Below are 18,635 nucleotides of genomic sequence, written 5' to 3'. Positions count from 1 at the left end.
CACTTCCACCATCGTGCCAGTTACGGTCAGTAGGTACCGGCACGAAGCTGACCACACCTAGGAGGACCGGAAGTGTCCATGGAGGACGTGCTTCGTCCGCTCATCGTCGTCGGCGGCTCGATAGTCGTGACGCTCTTCCTGGGCTGGCTGGCCGACCTGGCACTGCGCCGGGCCGACACCGCCCGCCCGGACACGCCACTGTGGGGCCTGCTGCGGCGCTGCCGCGTCCCCCTGCAGGTGGTGCTGGTGACCGCGCTGCTGCGCGGCTTCTACGACAGAACCGGCCTGGCGTTCATCGAGGACCACGAGGCGGGCCTCGGCCAGACCCTCTCCCTGGTCCTGATCGCGGCCACCGCCTGGCTCGCCATCCGGGCGTCGGCGGCCATCGTGGAGTCCTCGTACTCCCGGTACGCGGCGGGCGCGCGGGACGCCGCCCGGGTCCGGCGGGTCCGTACCCAGGTCACCCTGATCCAGCGGGTGGTCACGGCGATCGTCATCGTCGTCGCCGCGGCCTCGATGCTGCTGACCTTCCCCAAGATGCAGACGGTCGGCCAGTCCATGCTGGCCTCGGCGGGCCTGGTCGGCATCGTGGCCGGTGTCGCGGCGCAGTCCACGCTCGGCAACCTCTTCGCCGGGCTGCAGATCGCCTTCGGCGACATGGTCCGCATCGGTGACACGGTGGTCGTGGACAAGGAGTGGGGCACGGTCGAGGAGATCACCCTGACCTTCCTGACCGTACGGACCTGGGACGAGCGGCGGATAACGATGCCCGTCTCGTACTTCACCAGCAAGCCGTTCGAGAACTGGTCGCGCGGCGGCGCGCAGATGACCGGCACGGTCTTCTTCCACCTGGACCACGCCGCGCCGGTGGAGAAGATGCGCGACAAGCTCCACGACATCCTGCAGAACAGCGCCGACTGGGACGGCCGCGGCTGGAGCCTGGTGGTCACCGACACCACCCCGACCACGATCCAGGTCCGCGCCCTGGTCACCGCCCGTGACTCGGACGCCATCTGGTCGGTGCGCTGCGAGGTCCGCGAGCGGATGATCGACTGGCTGCGCGCGGAACACCCGTACGCGCTGCCGCGGGTCGTCACCGCCGCCGCGCCCGACGGCGCCGGGGACACCGCCCGGCTGGCGCAGACGGGCGGGGAACGGCACCCGGGGACGCTGGACAAGGGGCCGGGACTGGACGGCTGACGGCGCCGGGTGGCGCGGGCCGCCCGACCGGGGCGCGGTGCCGGAGCGGCGCCGCGCCCCCGTCGTACGGCGGCCCGCTCCCCCTACGGCAGCGGCGCGCCCCGCAGGCTGCGCATGTCCAGCTGGCGCAGCACCCGGTCCACGATCTCCGGGTCGGCGCCCGGCTCGCTGCGCGCCGCCAGCACCTCGTGGCGGGCCGCCGAGAGCATCTCGCTCTGGATGCGCTGCACCTTCTTCATCCGGGTGATGCGCTTCTCGAAGTTCTCCCGCCGGTCGTCGTCCACGATGTCCGGCGCGATGCGCGCGCCCATGTCGTAGGCGCGCCGGGCGAGCTGCTCGCTGATCTCCTCCGGCAGCTCCTCGACCTCCAGGATCTCCTTCAGCCGCCGCTTGGACGCCTTGATCACCCGCAGCGCCAGCTCGTGCTCCAGCTTCTCCTCGGCCTCCGAGTCGGCCCGGACCCGCAGCTTCTTGACCAAGGTGGGCAGCGAGAGTCCCTGGACGACGAGGCCGGAGAGCACCACGGCGAAGGCGATGAAGAGGATCTCGTCGCGGGCCGGGAAGTCCCCGCCGCCGTCGATCTCGTACGGGATGGCCAGCGCCAGCGCGACCGACGCCACGCCGCGCATCCCCGACCACCACATGATCACGGTCTCCCGCCAGCTCAGCGGGATGTCCTCGTCGAAGTCCCGGCGCTTGTGCATCCGCTTGGCCAGCCAGGCGGCGGGCAGCAGCCACAGCAGCCGGACGCCCACCACGACCACCACGACGGCCGCGCCGATGCCGAGCATCTCGCCCCAGCGGCCGGACGCCACCTTGATGACGTTGTGCAGCTCCAGGCCGATCAGTCCGAAGGCGACACCGGTGACGAGGGTGTCGACGATCTCCCAGAAGGTGTAACCGGCCAGCCGGCCCATCACGTCGTCGGCGTCGACCGCGTACTCGGCGAGGAACAGCGCGGTGGTCAGCACCGCCAGCACCCCGGAGCCCTCGAACTCCTCCGCGAGGACGTACGCGACGAACGGCACCAGCAGCGTCAGGCCGATCTGCAGCGTCGGGTCGCCCAGCAGGTTCATCAGCTTGTTGGCGGCCCAGCCCAGCACCAGGCCGACCGCTATGGCGACCACCGCGGACAGCACCAGCGAGCCGACCGCGCCGGGCACCGAGAAGGAGCCGCTGACGGCCGCGGCGAGCGCGACGTGGTACAGCACGATCGCGGTGACGTCGTTGAACAGCCCCTCGCCCTCCAGGATGGAGACCATGCGGCGGGGCAGCCCCAGCTTGCCCGCCACCGCGGTCGCGGCGACCGGGTCGGGCGGCGCGACCAGCGCGCCGAGCACCACCGCGGCGGCGATCGGCATCCCGGGGACGATGGCGTGCGCGACGGCGGCGACGGCGGCCGTGGTCGCGAAGACCAGGGCCACCGCCAGCAGGAAGATGGGCCGGATGTTGGCCGTGAACTGCCGCCAGGAGGTGCGCTGCACGGCGGCGTAGAGCAGCGGTGGCAGCACCAGCGGGAGGATGAACTCCGGCGGGATCTCCACGTTCGGTACGAACGGCAGCAGCGCCAGTACCGCGCCCCCGAGCGTCATCAGGACCGGCGACGGCAGGCCCAGCCGGTCACCGACCGGGACCATGACCACGGCCCCGAGAAGTAGGACGAACATCAGGGCCAGCTGATCCACGGTGGCTGCGCTCCGGGGTCGAAATCGATCACGTTCCGCCACAAGCCTGCCATGAAGCGCGCAAAAACCGCTCGGACGAGCGGTCCGACCGCTCGGCCGTCCGGCCTACCTCAGCACCCGCGACTCAGGGCCGGCGGATCAGGCGCTCTCCGCCCGCACCCGGTCCAGCGCGCGCTGGAGGTCCTCCGGATAGCCACTCTCGAACTCCACCCACTGCCCGTCCGCCGGGTGCTCGAAGCCCAGCCGCATCGCATGCAGCCACTGCCGGGTGAGGCCCAGCCGCTTGGCGAGCGTCGGGTCGGCGCCGTAGGTCAGGTCGCCGACGCACGGGTGGCGGTGCGCGGACATGTGGACCCGGATCTGGTGCGTACGCCCCGTCTCCAGCTTGATGTCCAGCAGGCTGGCCGCCCGGAACGCCTCGATGAGGTCGTAGTGGGTGACCGACGGCTTGCCTTCGGCCGTCACCGCCCACTTGTAGTCATGCTGCGGATGCCGGCCGATGGGGGCGTCGATCGTGCCGCTCATCGGGTCCGGGTGGCCCTGCACCAGGGCGTGGTAGCGCTTGTCGACCGTACGCTCCCGGAACTGCTGCTTGAGCAGGGTGTACGCGCGCTCGGACTTGGCCACCACCATCAGGCCGGAGGTGCCGACGTCGAGGCGGTGCACGATGCCCTGGCGCTCGGCGGCACCGGAGGTCGAGATGCGGAAGCCGGCCGCGGCCAGCCCGCCGATGACGGTGGTGCCCGTCCAGCCGGGGCTCGGGTGCGCGGCGACACCGACCGGCTTGACGATCACCACGATGTCGTCGTCGTCATGGACGATCTCCATGCCCTCGACGGGCTCGGCGACGATCTCCACCGGCGGCGCGGCCTGCGGCATCTCCACTTCCAGCCAGGCACCGCCGTGCACCCGCTCGGACTTCATGACTTCGGCGCCGTCCACCCGGACCTTCCCGCCGGCCGCCAGCTCGGCGGCCTTCGTACGGGAAAAGCCGAACATACGGGCCAGCGCGGCGTCGACGCGCTCGCCCTCCAGGCCGTCCGGTACGGGCAGGGTGCGGATCTCGGGAATCGTGCTCACATCACCGAGTATGTCAGTCCGCTGTGACACTCCGGCCGGCCCCGGTCGTCCGGGCCCCGTACCCGCACGGCACCGGGCCCGGCACGGTGTCGCCGTCAGTCCTTGTGGACCGTGCCGTCCGGGTCCAGACCGCGGAAGGAAAGGATCACGATCAGGATGCCGCCGCAGACGATCGCCGAGTCCGCGAGGTTGAAGACGGCGAAGTGCGCGGGGGCGATGAAGTCCACCACCGCGCCCTCGAAGACGCCCGGCGTACGGAAGATCCGGTCGGTGAGGTTGCCGAAGGCGCCGCCCAGCAGCAGACCGAGCGCGATGCCCCACGGCAGGCTGTAGAGCTTGCGGGCGATCCGGATGATCACCACGATCACGATCGCCGCGATGATGGTGAGGAAGATCGTCAGCGCCTCGCCGATGCTGAAGGCGGCTCCGCGGTTGCGGATCACCTCCAGGCGCAGCAGCGAACCGATCACCTCGATGGGGGCGTGGTGCTCCAGCTTCGCGACCACCAGCGCCTTGCTGCCCAGGTCCAGGAGGTAGACCACGGCCGCGACCAGGAACAGCGTGCCGATCCGCCGCTTGCCCCGGCCCTTGGCCCGGCCCGCGGTGGCACCGGCCACGTCCTCGTCCCGGCCCTCGTCCGGCCGCCGCTCCCGCGACGCCGTCCCTTCGGCGCTCCCCCCGGACCCCGGTACCGCCGCCGCCCCCGGCTCGGAATCCGGCCCGGTCTCCGGCGTACCGGTGATGCGCTCCGCCTCTGCCACGTTGTGAGCCCCTCAGCCCGTCGAATCCCGCACGCCAGGCCGCCCCCGGCTGAGCACGAGGGTACGGCACAGGCGTACGGACGCCGCGGGTACGGGTGTCATGGGGGCCGGGCGATTCGCCCACGGCCCGGCCGGGTCGTGCCTTCGGGACCGGCCTGGAGCAGCCCGCGGCGTCTGGGGGCGGGGGCAGCTCCCGCACCCGTCCAGGGCTGCGGGGGAGCATCGCGAGGCGGAGCATGCCCTCGGACTGGGCGTTCGCGAGCCCAGGTGATCCGAAGACACGGCCTCGGCCCGCCCACCGGGCCGCAGGGGGCCCGGCTCCCGGCTCCCGGCTCCCGGCTCCCGGCTCCCGGCTCCCGGCTCCCGGGGGCCCTACCGCCGCTCCTGCCGCTGCTTGCACTCCACACACAGTGTCGCCCGGGGGAACGCCTGCATCCGGGCCTTGCCGATCGGCTTGCCGCAGTTCTCGCACAGGCCGTACGTGCCCGCGTCGAGCCGCTCCAGCGCGCGCTCGGTCTGGAGCAGCATTTCGCGCGCGTTGGAGGCCAGCGCCATCTCGTGCTCGCGGGTGATGTTCTTGCTGCCGGTGTCGGCCTCGTCGCCGGTGCCCTCGCCGGTGTCCCGCATCAGTCCGGCGAGCGCGTCCTCGGACGCCGTGATCTCCGCGCGCAGCCGCTCCACCTCGTCGTGCAGTTCCGCGCGGGCCTCGGCGACCTCCGCCGGCGTCCAGGGGTCCTCCCCGGGCCGTACGGCCAGCTCACCGGGGGCCGCGGCGCGTGCCTTGGGCACCGCGCTCCCCGTCCGGTCCTGTTCCGCCTCGGCGGTCGGTGCCCCGCCCGGAGTCTTCTTCTCCACCACCGTCTTGGCTCCCGTCTTCTTCGCGGGCACCGCCTTCTCGGCAGGTGCGGTCTTCTTGGCCGCCTTCTTCGGCGCGGCCTTGCGGGCCGCGGCCCCGCCCTCCGGAGGAGCCCCTCCGGCATCCTTCTTCGCCGCGGCCTTCTTCCCCGGCGTTTTCCCCGGCGTCTTCTTCGCCGTCTCCGCGGCCGCGGGCGGGTGCTCCGGCTCCTCCGCCGGGGTGTCCGGGGCGGCCTCCGCGCTCATCGCCGTGGCGGCGGACACCCGCTTCTTCGCCGTGCGCCCCGGCTTGTCGGCCGCGGCCTTCCCGGCATCCGCCGTGCTCTTCTTCGCGGCGGTCTTCTTCGCCACCATGGCCGCGACCCCTTCACGTATGTGATCATGCTCGCGAATCGTGACCGGAACGATAAATCGCCTCAAGGCACGCGGCAACGGGACGCACCGCCCTTTCCCGCCCGGTCTCCCCCACGGCAGCCGGGTCTGCATCCGTTGTGCCCCCCTGCCGACGCGGTAATCCGCCAGCCCACGGCCCGCGCGCGCACCCGGACCGGCTGCCCGCCGCGCGGGCACCGAACTCCCGCGCCCTGCGTATCGCCATTCGGGTCACGCCCTCGGCGCCCGCTACCTCACTCGGCGCAGCCCGCAAAACCGGTCGGCCCGCACCGTCGGTGCCCCGTACACTGGGCCCAGCGAAAGGCGCGGATGGGACGAGTAGCGTCGTACGCAGCCATGAGCGATCCGGGGACGGTGCGAGCCCGGAGGCGTGCGCGACGTGAAGATCAGCCCGGAGCCGCCGGAAGAAAGCCCGCGGGTGGCCGGCAGGCGGCCCGCAGGTCAGTAGAACCGGCCTCGCGACCCCAATGAGGGGGCGGTGGAACGCGCACCGCCAAGGAGGGTGGTACCGCGGGAGCCCAGGCTCTCGTCCCTCCGGACGGAGAACGCAGCAGGTGTCCGCCGGAGGAACGCCCCGATGTCACAGCCTCAGTACCGCCAGGTACCCGCCCAGGTAGACCTGCCCGCCCTTGAGCACGCGGTGCTCGATTTCTGGCGCGAGCAGAAAGTCTTCGCCCGTACCCTCCAGCAGTCCGAGGGACGGCCCGAATGGGTCTTCTACGAGGGCCCGCCGACCGCCAACGGCATGCCCGGCGCCCACCACATCGAGGCCCGCGTCTTCAAGGACGTCTTCCCGCGCTTCCGCACCATGCGGGGCTACCACGTCGGCCGCAAGGCCGGCTGGGACTGCCACGGCCTGCCGGTCGAGCTGGCCGTCGAGAAGGAACTGGGCTTCAACGGCAAGAAGGACATCGAGGCGTACGGCATCGCCGAGTTCAACGCCAAGTGCCGCGAGTCGGTGACCCGCCACACCGACGCCTTCGCCGACCTCACCACCCGAATGGGGTACTGGACGGACCTGGACGACCCGTACCGCACCATGGACCCGGACTACATCCAGTCCGTCTGGTGGTCCCTCAAGCAGATCTTCGACAAGGGCCTGCTGGCGGAGGACCACCGCGTCGCCCCCTGGTGCCCCCGCTGCGGCACCGGCCTCTCCGACCACGAGCTGGCCCAGGGCTACGAAACCGTCGTGGACCCGTCCGTCTTCGTCCGCCTCCCGCTGACCTCCGGCCCGCTGGCCGGCGAGGCGGCCCTCCTCATCTGGACGACCACCCCCTGGACGCTGGTCTCCAACACCGCCGTCGCCGCCCACCCCGACGTCACCTACGTCGTGGCCACCGACGGCCGGGAGAAGCTCGTCGTCGCCGAGCCCCTGCTCGAAAAGGCCCTCGGCGAGGGCTGGACCTCGACCGGGCAGACCTTCACCGGCCGCGACATGGAGCGCTGGGCCTACCGCCGCCCCTTCGACCTGGTCGAGCTGGAAGACGCCAACTTCGTCGTCAACGCCGACTACGTCACCACCGAAGACGGCACGGGACTGGTCCACCAGGCCCCGGCCTTCGGTGAGGACGACCTCAAGACCTGCCGCGGCTACGGCCTGCCGGTCGTCAACCCGGTGCGCCCCGACGGCACCTTCGAGGAGGGCCTCGCCCTCGTCGGCGGCCAGTTCTTCAAGAAGGCCGACGAACACCTCGTCGCCGACCTCGACGCCCGCGGCCTGCTCTTCCGGCACGTCGCCTACGAGCACAGCTACCCGCACTGCTGGCGCTGCCACACCGCCCTGCTCTACTACGCCCAGCCGTCCTGGTACATCCGCACCACCGCGGTCAAGGACGCCCTGCTGCGCGAGAACGAGGGCACCAGCTGGTTCCCCGAGTCGGTCAAGCACGGCCGCTTCGGCGACTGGCTGAACAACAACATCGACTGGGCCCTGTCCCGCAACCGCTACTGGGGCACCCCGCTCCCCATCTGGCGCTGCGCCGAGGACCACCTCACCTGCGTCGGCTCCCTCGCCGAGCTCACCGAACTGACCGGCACCGACCAGTCGGGCCTGGACCCCCACCGCCCCTACATCGACGCCGTCACCTTCGCCTGCCCCACCTGCCAGGGCACCGCGACGCGCGTCCCCGAGGTCATCGACGCCTGGTACGACTCGGGTTCCATGCCGTTCGCGCAGTGGGGCTACCCGTACAAGAACAAGGAACTGTTCGAGAAGCGCTACCCCGCGCAGTTCATCTCCGAGGCGATCGACCAGACCCGCGGCTGGTTCTACACCCTGATGGCCGTCGGCACCCTCGTCTTCGACAAGTCGTCCTACGAGAACGTCGTCTGCCTGGGCCACATCCTCGCCGAGGATGGCCGCAAGATGTCCAAGCACCTGGGCAACACCCTCGACCCGATCCCGCTGATGGACCAGCACGGCGCCGACGCCGTCCGCTGGTTCATGGCGGCCGGCGGCTCCCCCTGGGCGGCCCGCCGCGTCGGCCACGGCACCATCCAGGAAGTCGTCCGCAAGACCCTGCTCACCTACTGGAACACGGTCGCCTTCCAGGCCCTGTACGCCCGCACCACCAACTGGGCCCCCAGCGCCGCCGACCCCGCCCCGGCCGACCGCCCGCTCCTGGACCGCTGGCTGCTCAGCGAGCTGAACGCCCTCACCCAGGGCGTCACCGACGCGCTCGAAACCTTCGACACCCAGCGCGCCGGCAAGCTCCTCTCCTCCTTCGTCGACGACCTCTCCAACTGGTACGTACGCCGCTCCCGCCGCCGCTTCTGGCAGGGCGACGCCGCGGCGCTGCGCACCCTCCACGAGGCCATCGAGACCGTCACCCGCCTGATGGCCCCCATCACCCCGTTCATCACCGAACGCGTGTGGCAGGACCTGGTCGTCCCGGTCACCCCCGACGCCCCCGACTCGGTCCACCTCTCCACCTGGCCCGAGGCGGACCGGTCGGCGATCGACCCGGAGCTGTCGAAGCAGATGGTCCTGGTACGGCGCCTGGTCGAACTGGGCCGCGCCACCCGCGCGGAGTCCGGCGTCAAGACCCGCCAGCCCCTCTCCCGCGCCCTGGTCGCCGCCGCCGGCTTCGAAGCCCTCTCCCCCGAGCTGCGCACCCAGATCACCGAGGAGCTGAACGTCTCCACCCTGGCCTCCCTCTCCGAGGTGGGCGGCAGCCTGGTCGACACGACCGCGAAGGCCAACTTCCGCGCCCTGGGCAAGCGCTTCGGCAAGGGCGTCCAGGCAGTGGCCAAGGCCATCGCCGCCGCCGACGCCGCCGCGCTCTCCCTCGCCCTGCGCGACGGCACGGCGACCGTCACCGTCGACGACGAAACGGTCCCCCTCTCCCCCGACGAGGTCATCATCACCGAGACCCCGCGCGAGGGCTGGTCAGTGGCCTCCGACGCGGGCGCCACCGTGGCCCTCGACCTGGAGATCACCCCGGACCTGCGCCGGGCCGGCCTGGCCCGCGACGCGATCCGCCTCATCCAGGAGGCCCGCAAGAACAGCGGCCTGGACGTGGCCGACCGGATCACCCTCCGCTGGCAGACCACCGACGAAGAGGTCCGCACGGCCCTGACCGACCACCAGTCCCTCATCAGCGAGGAAGTCCTGGCCACGGACTTCGCCAACGGCGAGGCCGACGACACGTACGGCCCGGCGTTCGAGGACGAGGCTCTGACGCTGGCCTTCCGCCTGAAGAAGACGCAGGCGTAACGGTACGCACGTACAGGAACGGCCCCCCACACGTCCTGTGTCGGGGGCCGTTCCTGTACGTACAAGCGGCGTTTCTGTGGCGCACCAGCCCAAATCGCATGGAAAGCCACCCGCGCACCCCCACCAGCCGGGCACACACAAAGAACCGGACCCCCGGGAAATCCCGGGGGCCCGGCCCTGATTGCCGACCACGCGCTACACGCGACGACTACGCGCGAAGCGCGACTCCGCTCAGTTGTCGTCCTCGTCGATGAGGAACCCACGCATCGGCGACGGCGCCTGCTGCATGGGCTGTTGCCCCTGCGGCCGCACCGGAGCCATCGGCTGCGTCATGGCCGGCGACATCTGCTGCTGCCCGCCGTAGGACGGAGCGCTGCCCGAGCCACCGCCGTGACCGCCCATCGACTGTCCGCCGCCCATGGTGTGGTTGCCACCCATGGACCCCGCACCGGCCGACGCCATCGACGGCGACGGCGGCAGGGAGGCGGTCGCCGGCGTCCGCGGCGGCGCCAGCGAGTCGTCGGCCTGGTTCTCCAGCTGGCGCAGCTGGCTCTCCAGGTAGGACTTCAGCCGCGTACGGTACTCGCGCTCGAAGCCGCGCAGGTCCTCGACCTTGCGCTCAAGCGTGGCGCGGGCCGACTCCAGCGAGCCCATAGCGACGCGGTGCTTCTCCTGCGCGTCCCGCTCCAGCGCGTCCGCCTTGGCGCGGGCGTCCCGCTCCAGGCCTTCCGCACGCGAGCGCGCCTCACCCACGATCTTGTTGGCCTCGGAACGGGCCTCCGCGATCGCCTGGTCGGCGGTCTGCTGCGCGAGCGAGAGCACGCGTGCGGCGCTGTCACCGCCCGGGCCCTGGCCCGGCTGCGGCAGCTGCGGGCCACCGTGTCCACCGGGACCGCCCATCGGGCCGCCCAGCGGACCGCCGGGGCCCATCGGGCCGGGGCCGTGCGGGCCCTGGGGGCCGGGGCCGTGGCCACCGGGCCCGGCCGGGAGCTGCGGAGCTCCTCCGGTCAGCTGCGGCGGGCCGCCCAACTGCTGCTGTTGCTGCTGTTGCTGCGGCGGCACCGGCTGCGGTCCGGATATGGCGGCGGGCACGGGGGCGCCGGGCCTGCCCTGCTGGTGCTGCTGCTGGTCCTGCTGCTGCTGGTCCTGCTGCTTGCGCATGTTCTGCTGCTGGTTCTGCGCAGCGGCGCGCGTCGCGGCGGCCAGCTTGGCGCGCAGGTCCTCGTTCTCCCGCAGCAGTCGGGTCAGTTCGGCTTCGACCTCATCGAGGAAGGCATCGACCTCGTCCTCGTCATAGCCTTCTCGGAGGCGGACGGTCGTGAACTGCTTGTTCCGCACGTCCTCGGGGGTCAACGGCATCTCTACTTCACCTCAACGTAGTCGTCGGCAATCGGCAAGACCGTATCGTTCACACCAACAACACCGTCCTCACGACGGTGATCAGGATGTAGACGATGATCATCAATACGAAGAAGGACAGGTCGAGCGCCACGCCCCCGAGACGCAGCGGCGGAATGACCCGCCGCAAGAGCTTGAGTGGCGGATCAGTGACAGTGTAGGTGGCCTCCAGAACGACCACCATTGGCTTGCCGGGTTGCCATGAACGGGCGAACTGGAAGACATAGTCCATCACCAGCCGGAAGATCAACACGATGAGGAAGCAGTACAACGCGATGTAGATCACCTGTCCAGCGATGCCCATCCGCGGTGCCCTCTCCCCTTGCGATGCTGTCGTGTTGGGCGTTTCCGCCCGGTGTGCCCGGTGTTGCGTCTCAGCTCTGGTTGAAGAACCCGCCCTCTGCGATGCGGGCCTTGTCCTCCGCCGTGACATCGACGTTAGCAGGCGACAACAGGAACACCTTCTGCGTCACCCGCTCGATGCTGCCGTGCAGGCCGAAGACGAGACCGGCCGCAAAGTCGACAAGTCGCTTTGCATCCGTGTCGTCCATCTCCGTGAGATTCATGATCACCGGAGTGCCCTCACGGAAGTGTTCCCCGATGGTACGGGCTTCGTTGTAGGTCCGGGGGTGCAGCGTGGTGATGCGGTAGGGCTCCCGCTCGGACACAACCTTGGGCATGATCACCGGTGCGTTCTTCTCCAGATTCGGACGGTCGGGTGTGATGGACGCCACGGGGGCGATTCGGGCGGGTCGTCCGCTTTCGGCAGCCAGGGGTGCGGACTCACGTTGCGCGGGTGGCTGGGCGACTCGGACGGGTTCGTCCCGTTCCGGGTGCGGCTCGGTGGGTACTTGGGTCTGCTGTCGCCGCCCCCGTTCGGGCTCCGGGTCAAGCTCGGGCTCGAACTCGTCGTCGGGGTCGAAGCCCCGGCCGTCGTACCCATCGTCCTCCACGAGGCCGAGGTAGACCGCCATCTTGCGCATCGCGCCGGCCATTCTCTGCGTCCTCCGCTCTGTGGTGGATCGGCTCCGTCACCGGGTGCCTTGGATCCACGCGGTCTGCCCTCCTTTTGGGGGCAATGACCATATTTTGTGCTGTGGTCCGACTTGCTTGGCGACGTTACCCGAGCTGTGGTCGGACTCCGAGTACCGCAGTGCCGACGCGCACATGTGTCGCCCCGGCAGCCACGGCTTCATCGAGGTCCGCGCTCATCCCTGCTGACACCATGTTCGCAGCAGGATGGTTCGCGCGCAGGCCGGATGAGATTTCCATCAAACGCTCGAAAGCGGCCGCCGGGCGGCCGGCATAGGGGCCGGTCAGCGGAGCGACCGTCATCAGGCCGTCCAGGCGCAGCCCTTCGGCGTTCGCGATCGTGTCGGCGAGGGCCGCGACCCCGGCCGGGGCCACCCCGCCGCGCTCCCCGGCCTCCCCCCGGGTGCCACCCGACTCGGCGTCAAGTGCCACCTGGACCAGGCAGCCCAGCTCGCGGCCGGCCCGCACCGCTTCCTTCGACAGGGCGGTGACCAACTTGGCCCGGTCGACCGACTGCACAATATCGGCGTAATTGGCCACAGACCGCACTTTGTTGGTCTGCAACTGACCGACGAAGTGCCAGGTAAGGGGCAGATCCGAGCAGTCGGCGGCTTTCGGTGCGGCGTCCTGGTCGCGGTTCTCCGCCACCTGACGGACGCCGAGTTCCGCGAGCAGCCGGACGTCGCTCGCCGGGTAGGTCTTCGTGACCACGATGAGGGTCACGTCTTCACGCTTGCGACCGGCCTTGTCGCACGCGGTGGAGATTCGTTCCTCCACGCGCGCCAGGTTGTCCGCCAGTTCGGTCCTACGATCCGTCACAGCTCAGCATCCCAGCCATACATAGCTCGCGAGCCGCCCGGTGGTGCGGTCGCGCCGGTACGAGAAGTGGTCCGCCGACTCCAGCGTGCAGATGTGGGAATGTTCACGCATCCGCACGCCGTACGCGGCGAGTTGGGCACGGACCCCGGCGGCCATGTCCACCGCGGGCGTACCCCACGAGGTGGTGGCCCATGCCTCGGGCACCACCGCGGCGACCTCGGCGCGCATCGCCTCGGGCACCTCGTAGCAGCGCCCGCAGACCGCGGGTCCGGTACGGGCAAGGATGCGGGCCGGGTCGGCCCCGAGCGCGGTCATCGCCTCGACGGTCGCCGGCACCACCCCGGCCACCAGGCCGGGACGCCCCGCGTGCGCGGCACCGGTGACCCCGGCGACCGGGTCGGCGAGGAGCACCGGGGTGCAGTCGGCGGTCAGGACGGCGAGGGCCAGGCCGCGGCGGGCCGTCACCACCGCGTCCACGCAGGGGATCTCGGAGCCGTCGCGCCAGGGACCGTCGACCACGGCCACGTCCCGGCCGTGCACCTGGTTCATCCACACGACCGAGGCCGGGTCCAGGCCCAGCGCCTTGGCCGCCAGTTCGCGATTGGTCCGGACCGCGCCGGGGTCGTCGCCGACCGCGCCCCCGAGGTTGAGCTCGGCATACGGAGCGGCGCTCACCCCGCCCCACCGGTCGGTGGAGGCGAAGTGCGCGCCGCTCGTGTCGTTCGTCAGCACCGGGTGCTGTGGCCCTATCACGTCGGGACTTCGGTCACTTCAGGAAGTCGGGGACGTCCAGTTCCTCGGCCGCGGTGTCCGAGTACGGACGGGCCGGCGGAACCTGCGGCGAGGCGGTCGGGGGCGGCGGCACCTCACTGAGCGGGGACGGGTCGGCCGGGGCCGGCTCCTCGTCCCGTACCGGCACCGAACCCAGGCTGCCGAAGGACGACGACCGGGGCTCGGCCTGCGGGGCCGGGCGGCTGGGGGCCGCGGCCGGTTCCTCGCGCTTGCCGTTGTTCTGGCTGCCGAGCACCGTCTGCTGACGGGCCGGCGGCTGGCCGCCGTCGAAGCCCGCGGCGATGACGGTCACCCGGACCTCGTCGCCGAGCGCGTCGTCGATGACCGCGCCGAAGATGATGTTCGCCTCGGGGTGGGCCGCCTCGCTGACCAGCTGCGCGGCCTCATTGATCTCGAAGAGACCGAGGTCGGAGCCGCCGGAGATGGAGAGCAGCACGCCACGGGCGCCGTCGATGGACGCCTCCAGGAGCGGCGAGGAGATCGCCATCTCGGCCGCGGCCACCGCGCGGTCGTCGCCGCGCGCCGAGCCGATGCCCATGAGGGCCGAGCCGGCCTCCGACATCACGGACTTGACGTCGGCGAAGTCGAGGTTGATCAGGCCCGGGGTGGTGATCAGGTCGGTGATGCCCTGGACACCCGACAGCAGTACCTGGTCCGCGGACTTGAACGCGTCGAGCACGCTCACCTGACGGTCCGAGATGGACAGCAGTCGGTCGTTGGGGATCACGATGAGGGTGTCGACGTTCTCCCGCAGGCCGGCGATGCCGTCCTCGGCCTGGTTGGCGCGGCGGCGGCCCTCGAAGGTGAACGGCCGAGTGACCACACCGATCGTCAGGGCGCCCAGCGAACGGGCGATGTCGGCGACGACGGGCGCGCCACCGGTGCCGGTGCCGCCGCCCTCGCCCGCGGTCACGAAGACCATGTCGGCCCCCTTGAGGACCTCCTCGATCTCCTCGCGGTGGTCCTCGGCCGCCTTGCGGCCGACGTCGGGGTTGGCGCCTGCGCCCAGCCCACGGGTGAGCTCCCTGCCGACGTCCAGCTTGACGTCGGCGTCGCTCATCAGCAGGGCCTGTGCATCGGTGTTGATCGCGATGAACTCGACGCCCTTGAGCCCGACCTCGATCATCCGGTTGATGGCGTTCACGCCACCGCCGCCGATGCCGACGACCTTGATGACTGCGAGGTAGTTCTGCGGTGCTGCCACGTCGAAGGCCTCTCGCCTCGAGTTACGTGTCGTCGCCGCACCGGGGTGCGGACGCCGACTGATGCCGATGGGACGGTTCGTAGTGCCGACCCGAACCCTAACGCTGAAGTTTAGGGTTACCAGTGCCTGTGTTCCTGGGACTCTTTGGAACGAGACACTAAGTCGACAAGTGGCGCACGTTCAACGAACACGCCGAACCTCCCGTTTTTCTTTTCACCCTATGTGATCACCCATAGTGGTAGCCATCCAGGGTGCTGGCCTGCGGGTACACACGTCAACTCCCGGACACCGCGGGTGCGGTGGGCACACTCACGTCGAAGTGGCGCGCGTCACGCGCCGCTTTCAGCGCCGCGGCGAGCACCTTGGCCTTCGCCGTACTGCGTTCATCACTCCCCCATACGACGGTACGGCCACCCGTCAGCTTCAGGGTGATGGAGTCGAAGGAGCGCACTTCGACGGCGCGAACATCCTGGTGGAGCGCCTTCGGAAGGGCGGTGACGACGGTACCGGCCGCACGCCGGAGCCGGTCGGCGCCGAACCGCCGCAGTCCCGGGCTGTCCCGTACGGCCATTTCCAGAAGCGGCACGCCCTTCGGCGCGGTGGCGACCGTGGCGAAACGCGTCCCTTCGGCGTCCACTTCGACGAACTTTCCGCCCGTTTGAATAACGAGTTCCGGCTGCCTTTCGGTCACTTTCAGGCTGACCGTGTGCGGCCAGGAGCGCATGACCACAACGGACTTGATACGCGGAAGTTTCGCTCGCAACCGGTCGACGACGGCCCCCTTGTCCAGGGAGACAAGGGGGCCGTCCATCGGCACCGCGGCCGCCCGTACGACCTCATCGGCCGTCAGAACGCCGGTACCGCTGACTTCCACCCGTTCGGTACGCAGCCAGGTGGAGCCGTAGAGGGACCAGGCACCGAATCCGGACAGCAGCACGACACCGGCAAGTGTGATGATCAGAGTGCGACGGGACGGAACCCTGAACCGGGCCCACAGGCCGGCCGGTCCGTCCGCCCCCGCGCCGGATCCGCCCCGCTCACCGCGCTTCTTGGGCCCGCCCCCGGCGCCGGACTTCCCGGGCTTCCCGGAAGAGGGCGGGCCGGAGCGCGCGGAATTCTTCTCGCCGCGCCGGGCGGTCGTCGGTCCGGCCACGCTCCCTCTCCTTCCGGCCGCCGCCCCGGGATGGTCCCCCGGGGCGCCACGGCCACACCGTCCGTCAGCGGCCGGCGACCGCCTCGTACACCATGCCGACCAGCAGCTCGTCCGCGTCGCGGCGGCCGAACTCGGATGCCGCGCGGGACATCTCGTACAGCCGGTGCGGGTCGGCGAGGACCGGGAGCACCTGGCCCTGCACCCACTCCGGCGTCAGCTGCGCGTCGTCGATCAGCAGCCCGCCGCCGGCGTTGACCAGCGGCTGGGCGTTCAGCCGCTGCTCGCCGTTCCCGATGGGCAGCGGTACGTAGGCGGCCGGCAGCCCGACGGCGGACAGTTCGGCGACGGTCATCGCGCCCGCGCGGCAGAGCATCATGTCGGCGGCGGCGTACGCGAGGTCCATCCGGTCCACGTACGGTACCGGTACATACGGGGGCATCCCGGGCATGTTGTCCACATGCGGCATTTCATTCTTCGGGCCGACCGCGTGCAGCACCTGGATGCCGGAGCGCTGAAGCGCCGGAACGGCGGCCTGGATGACCTCGTTGAGCCGCCGGGCACCCTGCGAGCCACCGGAGACCAGCAGCGTCGGCAGGTTGGGGTCGAGCCCGAAGGCGGCACGCGCCTCGGGACGGACCGCCGCCCGGTCGAGGGTCGCGATGGTGCGGCGCAGCGGGATGCCCACGTACCGGGCGTCCCGCAGCTTGCTGTCCGGGGTGCTGACCGCGACGTACTTGGCGTAGCGCGAGCCGATCTTGTTCGCCAGCCCGGGGCGGGCGTTGGCCTCGTGCACGATGATCGGCACCCCGCGCCGCTTGGCGGCCAGATAGCCGGGCAGCGCGACATAACCGCCGAAACCGACGACGCAGTCCGCCTTCGTGCGCTCAAGGATCTGCTCGGCGGCCTTGATCGTGCCGCGCAGCCGCCCGGGAACGGTGATCAGTTCGGGCGTGGGCTTGCGCGGCAGCGGCACGGCCGGAATCAGTCCCAGCTCGTAGCCCCGCTCCGGCACCAGCCGGGTCTCCAGCCCCTTCTCCGTGCCGAGTGCCGTGATCCCCACGGTCGGGTCCTGCCTGCGCAGGGCGTCCGCGAGGGCGAGCGCGGGCTCGATGTGGCCGGCGGTCCCCCCACCGGCGAGTACGACATGCACCGAAATTCACCGCTCTCCGGACGGTCGCTTCTTGACGCGCCGTCTCATCGTCTTCCGTCTCACCCCAGCCAGTTTCCTGCCGAAAACAGGCTGCCGCATGGCCAGTGCCGCCCGTGCAGCGGGCTCGTCACGCGCGAAGGCGATCAGCAGACCGATGGCGAACATCGTCGGCAGCAGGGCGGACCCCCCGAAGGAGAACAGCGGCAGCGGGACCCCGGCGATCGGCAACAGGCCGAGCACCGCACCAATGTTGATCACGGCCTGGGCCGTGATCCAGGTGGTCACGCCTCCCGCTGCGTACCTCACGAAGGGGTCCTCCGTGCGTCCGGCCACGCGGATACCCGCATAGCCTAGAGCCGCGAAGAGGGCGAGCACCGACAGCGTCCCCGCAAGCCCCAGTTCCTCCCCGGTGATGGCGAAGATGAAGTCGGTGTGCGGTTCAGGGAGTTCACCCCATTTTTCCATACTGGCGCCGAGTCCCGAACCGAAGAATCCGCCGGAGGCCAGCGCGTAGATGCCGTGTACGGCCTGCCAGCACTGGTCCTGGGGCCCCGGATCGGTCGCGCCGATGCAGGCGAGCCGGGCCATCCGGTTGGCGCTGGTCTTGATCAGCAGCGCCCCTATGACGGTGGCCGCGCCGAGTACGCCCACGAAGAGCCGGGTGGGGGCGCCGGCCAGCCACAGCAGGCCGAAGAGGATCGCGGTGAGGATGATCGCGGTGCCCATGTCACCGCCGAGCATGATCAGGCCGAGCAGCAGGAAAGCCAGCGGGATCAGCGGCACCAGCAGGTGCTTCCACTGCCCGAGGAGCTTCTTGTCCTGTTTGCGCGCGAGCAGGTCGGCGCCCCACAGGACCAGCGCCAGCTTGCCGAACTCGCTGGGCTGCATCTGGAAGGGGCCGCCCAGGTTGATCCAGTTCTGATTGCCGTTGACCGCGACCCCTATCCCGGGGATCTGCACCAGGGTCATCAGGAAGACGGAGACGGCCAGCAGCGGGTAGGCCAGCGTCCGGTGCACCCGTACCGTCATCCGGGCCGCCACCAGCATCAGGACGCCGCCGAGCACCGCCGCGAGCAGCTGCTTGCGGAAGAAGTACGTCGGTGCCAGCCCGAGCTGGAGCGCCTTGATCTGGGAGGCCGAGTAGACCATCACCAGGCCGAGCACGGTGATCAGCAGGCTGCCGCCGACCACCAGGTAGTAGGCGGTCAGCGGCCGGTCCCAGGCCCGGCGGACCTGGGTGTACAGGCCGCGCGGGTTGCGGGGGGCGCCGCCGCGCGGCAGGCGCGGGCCGAGGCCGGTGCGCCGTGCCGGGCGCGGCGGCGCGGCCTTCGCCGATCGGGCCGTCATCCTCGTCCCCTCCACAAGTGCGCTGCGCCGTGCGTCCTCGACGGCGGC

The 18,635-nt window shown here is 70.8% G+C and carries 15 protein-coding genes; 2 read left to right on the top strand and 13 right to left on the bottom strand.

The window, feature by feature from the left end; all coding sequences use genetic code 11:
- The first annotated feature begins 78 nt into the window (after positions 1-78).
- On the top strand, positions 79-1,200 hold the full coding sequence (locus tag ACZ53K_RS02590) for a mechanosensitive ion channel family protein (RefSeq protein WP_468831095.1): 1,122 nt from the start codon (positions 79-81) through the stop codon (positions 1,198-1,200).
- Positions 1,201-1,283: 83 nt separating this feature from the next.
- Here the strand turns inward: ACZ53K_RS02590 and ACZ53K_RS02585 are convergent, their stop codons facing one another.
- The 4 genes from ACZ53K_RS02585 to ACZ53K_RS02570 all read right to left on the bottom strand — a co-directional run bounded on the left by ACZ53K_RS02585 (position 1,284) and on the right by ACZ53K_RS02570 (position 5,935).
- Positions 1,284-2,885 (bottom strand): Na+/H+ antiporter, encoded by a 1,602-nt coding sequence (locus ACZ53K_RS02585; RefSeq protein WP_468831092.1) that lies wholly within the window; start codon positions 2,883-2,885, stop codon positions 1,284-1,286.
- Positions 2,886-3,023: 138 nt separating this feature from the next.
- On the bottom strand, positions 3,024-3,965 hold the full coding sequence (locus ACZ53K_RS02580; protein WP_468831089.1) for an RluA family pseudouridine synthase: 942 nt from the start codon (positions 3,963-3,965) through the stop codon (positions 3,024-3,026).
- 95 nt (positions 3,966-4,060) lie between these two features.
- A complete protein-coding gene (gene lspA, locus ACZ53K_RS02575; RefSeq protein WP_468831086.1) occupies positions 4,061-4,726 on the bottom strand; it encodes a signal peptidase II in 666 nt (221 codons plus the stop codon).
- 372 nt (positions 4,727-5,098) lie between these two features.
- The gene (locus ACZ53K_RS02570) at positions 5,099-5,935 is read right to left on the bottom strand and encodes a TraR/DksA family transcriptional regulator (RefSeq protein WP_468831083.1); all 837 of its coding nucleotides are present in this window, start codon (positions 5,933-5,935) and stop codon (positions 5,099-5,101) included.
- Between the two features lie 616 nt (positions 5,936-6,551).
- On the opposite strand from ACZ53K_RS02570, the gene ileS reads away from it, so the two are divergent.
- Complete coding sequence (ileS, locus tag ACZ53K_RS02565; RefSeq protein ID WP_468831080.1) at positions 6,552-9,692, top strand: isoleucine--tRNA ligase; 3,141 nt, start codon at positions 6,552-6,554, stop codon at positions 9,690-9,692.
- Positions 9,693-9,923: 231 nt separating this feature from the next.
- Here ileS and ACZ53K_RS02560 read toward each other — a convergent pair whose 3' ends face one another.
- The 9 genes from ACZ53K_RS02560 to ftsW form a co-directional block, all read right to left on the bottom strand.
- The gene (locus ACZ53K_RS02560; RefSeq protein ID WP_468831077.1) at positions 9,924-11,051 is read right to left on the bottom strand and encodes a DivIVA domain-containing protein; all 1,128 of its coding nucleotides are present in this window, start codon (positions 11,049-11,051) and stop codon (positions 9,924-9,926) included.
- 49 nt (positions 11,052-11,100) lie between these two features.
- On the bottom strand, positions 11,101-11,394 hold the full coding sequence (locus tag ACZ53K_RS02555) for a YggT family protein (RefSeq protein WP_468831074.1): 294 nt from the start codon (positions 11,392-11,394) through the stop codon (positions 11,101-11,103).
- A gap of 70 nt (positions 11,395-11,464) precedes the next feature.
- Positions 11,465-12,085 carry a cell division protein SepF gene (locus ACZ53K_RS02550; protein ID WP_030024677.1) on the bottom strand — a complete coding sequence of 207 codons (621 nt, stop codon included), beginning with the start codon at positions 12,083-12,085 and terminating at the stop codon, positions 11,465-11,467.
- Between the two features lie 124 nt (positions 12,086-12,209).
- Positions 12,210-12,941, bottom strand: a complete 732-nt coding sequence (locus ACZ53K_RS02545) for a YggS family pyridoxal phosphate-dependent enzyme (protein ID WP_468831070.1) — start codon at positions 12,939-12,941, stop codon at positions 12,210-12,212.
- A 3-nt stretch (positions 12,942-12,944) separates the two neighbouring features.
- Positions 12,945-13,694 carry a peptidoglycan editing factor PgeF gene (gene pgeF / locus ACZ53K_RS02540; RefSeq protein WP_468831067.1) on the bottom strand — a complete coding sequence of 250 codons (750 nt, stop codon included), beginning with the start codon at positions 13,692-13,694 and terminating at the stop codon, positions 12,945-12,947.
- Between the two features lie 13 nt (positions 13,695-13,707).
- The gene (ftsZ, locus tag ACZ53K_RS02535; RefSeq protein ID WP_468831064.1) at positions 13,708-14,937 is read right to left on the bottom strand and encodes a cell division protein FtsZ; all 1,230 of its coding nucleotides are present in this window, start codon (positions 14,935-14,937) and stop codon (positions 13,708-13,710) included.
- 274 nt (positions 14,938-15,211) lie between these two features.
- Complete coding sequence (locus ACZ53K_RS02530; protein WP_468831061.1) at positions 15,212-16,090, bottom strand: cell division protein FtsQ/DivIB; 879 nt, start codon at positions 16,088-16,090, stop codon at positions 15,212-15,214.
- A gap of 64 nt (positions 16,091-16,154) precedes the next feature.
- Positions 16,155-17,240 (bottom strand): undecaprenyldiphospho-muramoylpentapeptide beta-N-acetylglucosaminyltransferase, encoded by a 1,086-nt coding sequence (murG, locus tag ACZ53K_RS02525; RefSeq protein WP_468831058.1) that lies wholly within the window; start codon positions 17,238-17,240, stop codon positions 16,155-16,157.
- 6 nt (positions 17,241-17,246) lie between these two features.
- Entirely contained in the window at positions 17,247-18,587 is a 1,341-nt protein-coding gene (ftsW, locus tag ACZ53K_RS02520) for a putative lipid II flippase FtsW (protein ID WP_468831055.1), read from the bottom strand.
- Positions 18,588-18,635: the final 48 nt, after the last annotated feature.

This window comes from Streptomyces sp. NPDC033221 (assembly GCF_055577005.1).
This window is presented reverse-complemented; position numbering and strand designations above follow the sequence as displayed.

Bases quoted from the DNA above. Each gene is read 5' to 3' on its own strand.
- ACZ53K_RS02570 (WP_468831083.1), bottom strand. From the start codon at position 5,935: ATGGTGGCGAAGAAGACCGCCGCGAAGAAGAGCACGGCGGATGCCGGG.
- ACZ53K_RS02590 (WP_468831095.1), top strand. From the start codon at position 79: ATGGAGGACGTGCTTCGTCCGCTCATCGTCGTCGGCGGCTCGATAGTC.
- ACZ53K_RS02560 (WP_468831077.1), bottom strand. From the start codon at position 11,051: ATGCCGTTGACCCCCGAGGACGTGCGGAACAAGCAGTTCACGACCGTC.
- ACZ53K_RS02555 (WP_468831074.1), bottom strand. From the start codon at position 11,394: ATGGGCATCGCTGGACAGGTGATCTACATCGCGTTGTACTGCTTCCTC.
- ftsW (WP_468831055.1), bottom strand. From the start codon at position 18,587: ATGACGGCCCGATCGGCGAAGGCCGCGCCGCCGCGCCCGGCACGGCGC.
- ileS (WP_468831080.1), top strand. From the start codon at position 6,552: ATGTCACAGCCTCAGTACCGCCAGGTACCCGCCCAGGTAGACCTGCCC.
- ACZ53K_RS02550 (WP_030024677.1), bottom strand. From the start codon at position 12,085: ATGGCCGGCGCGATGCGCAAGATGGCGGTCTACCTCGGCCTCGTGGAG.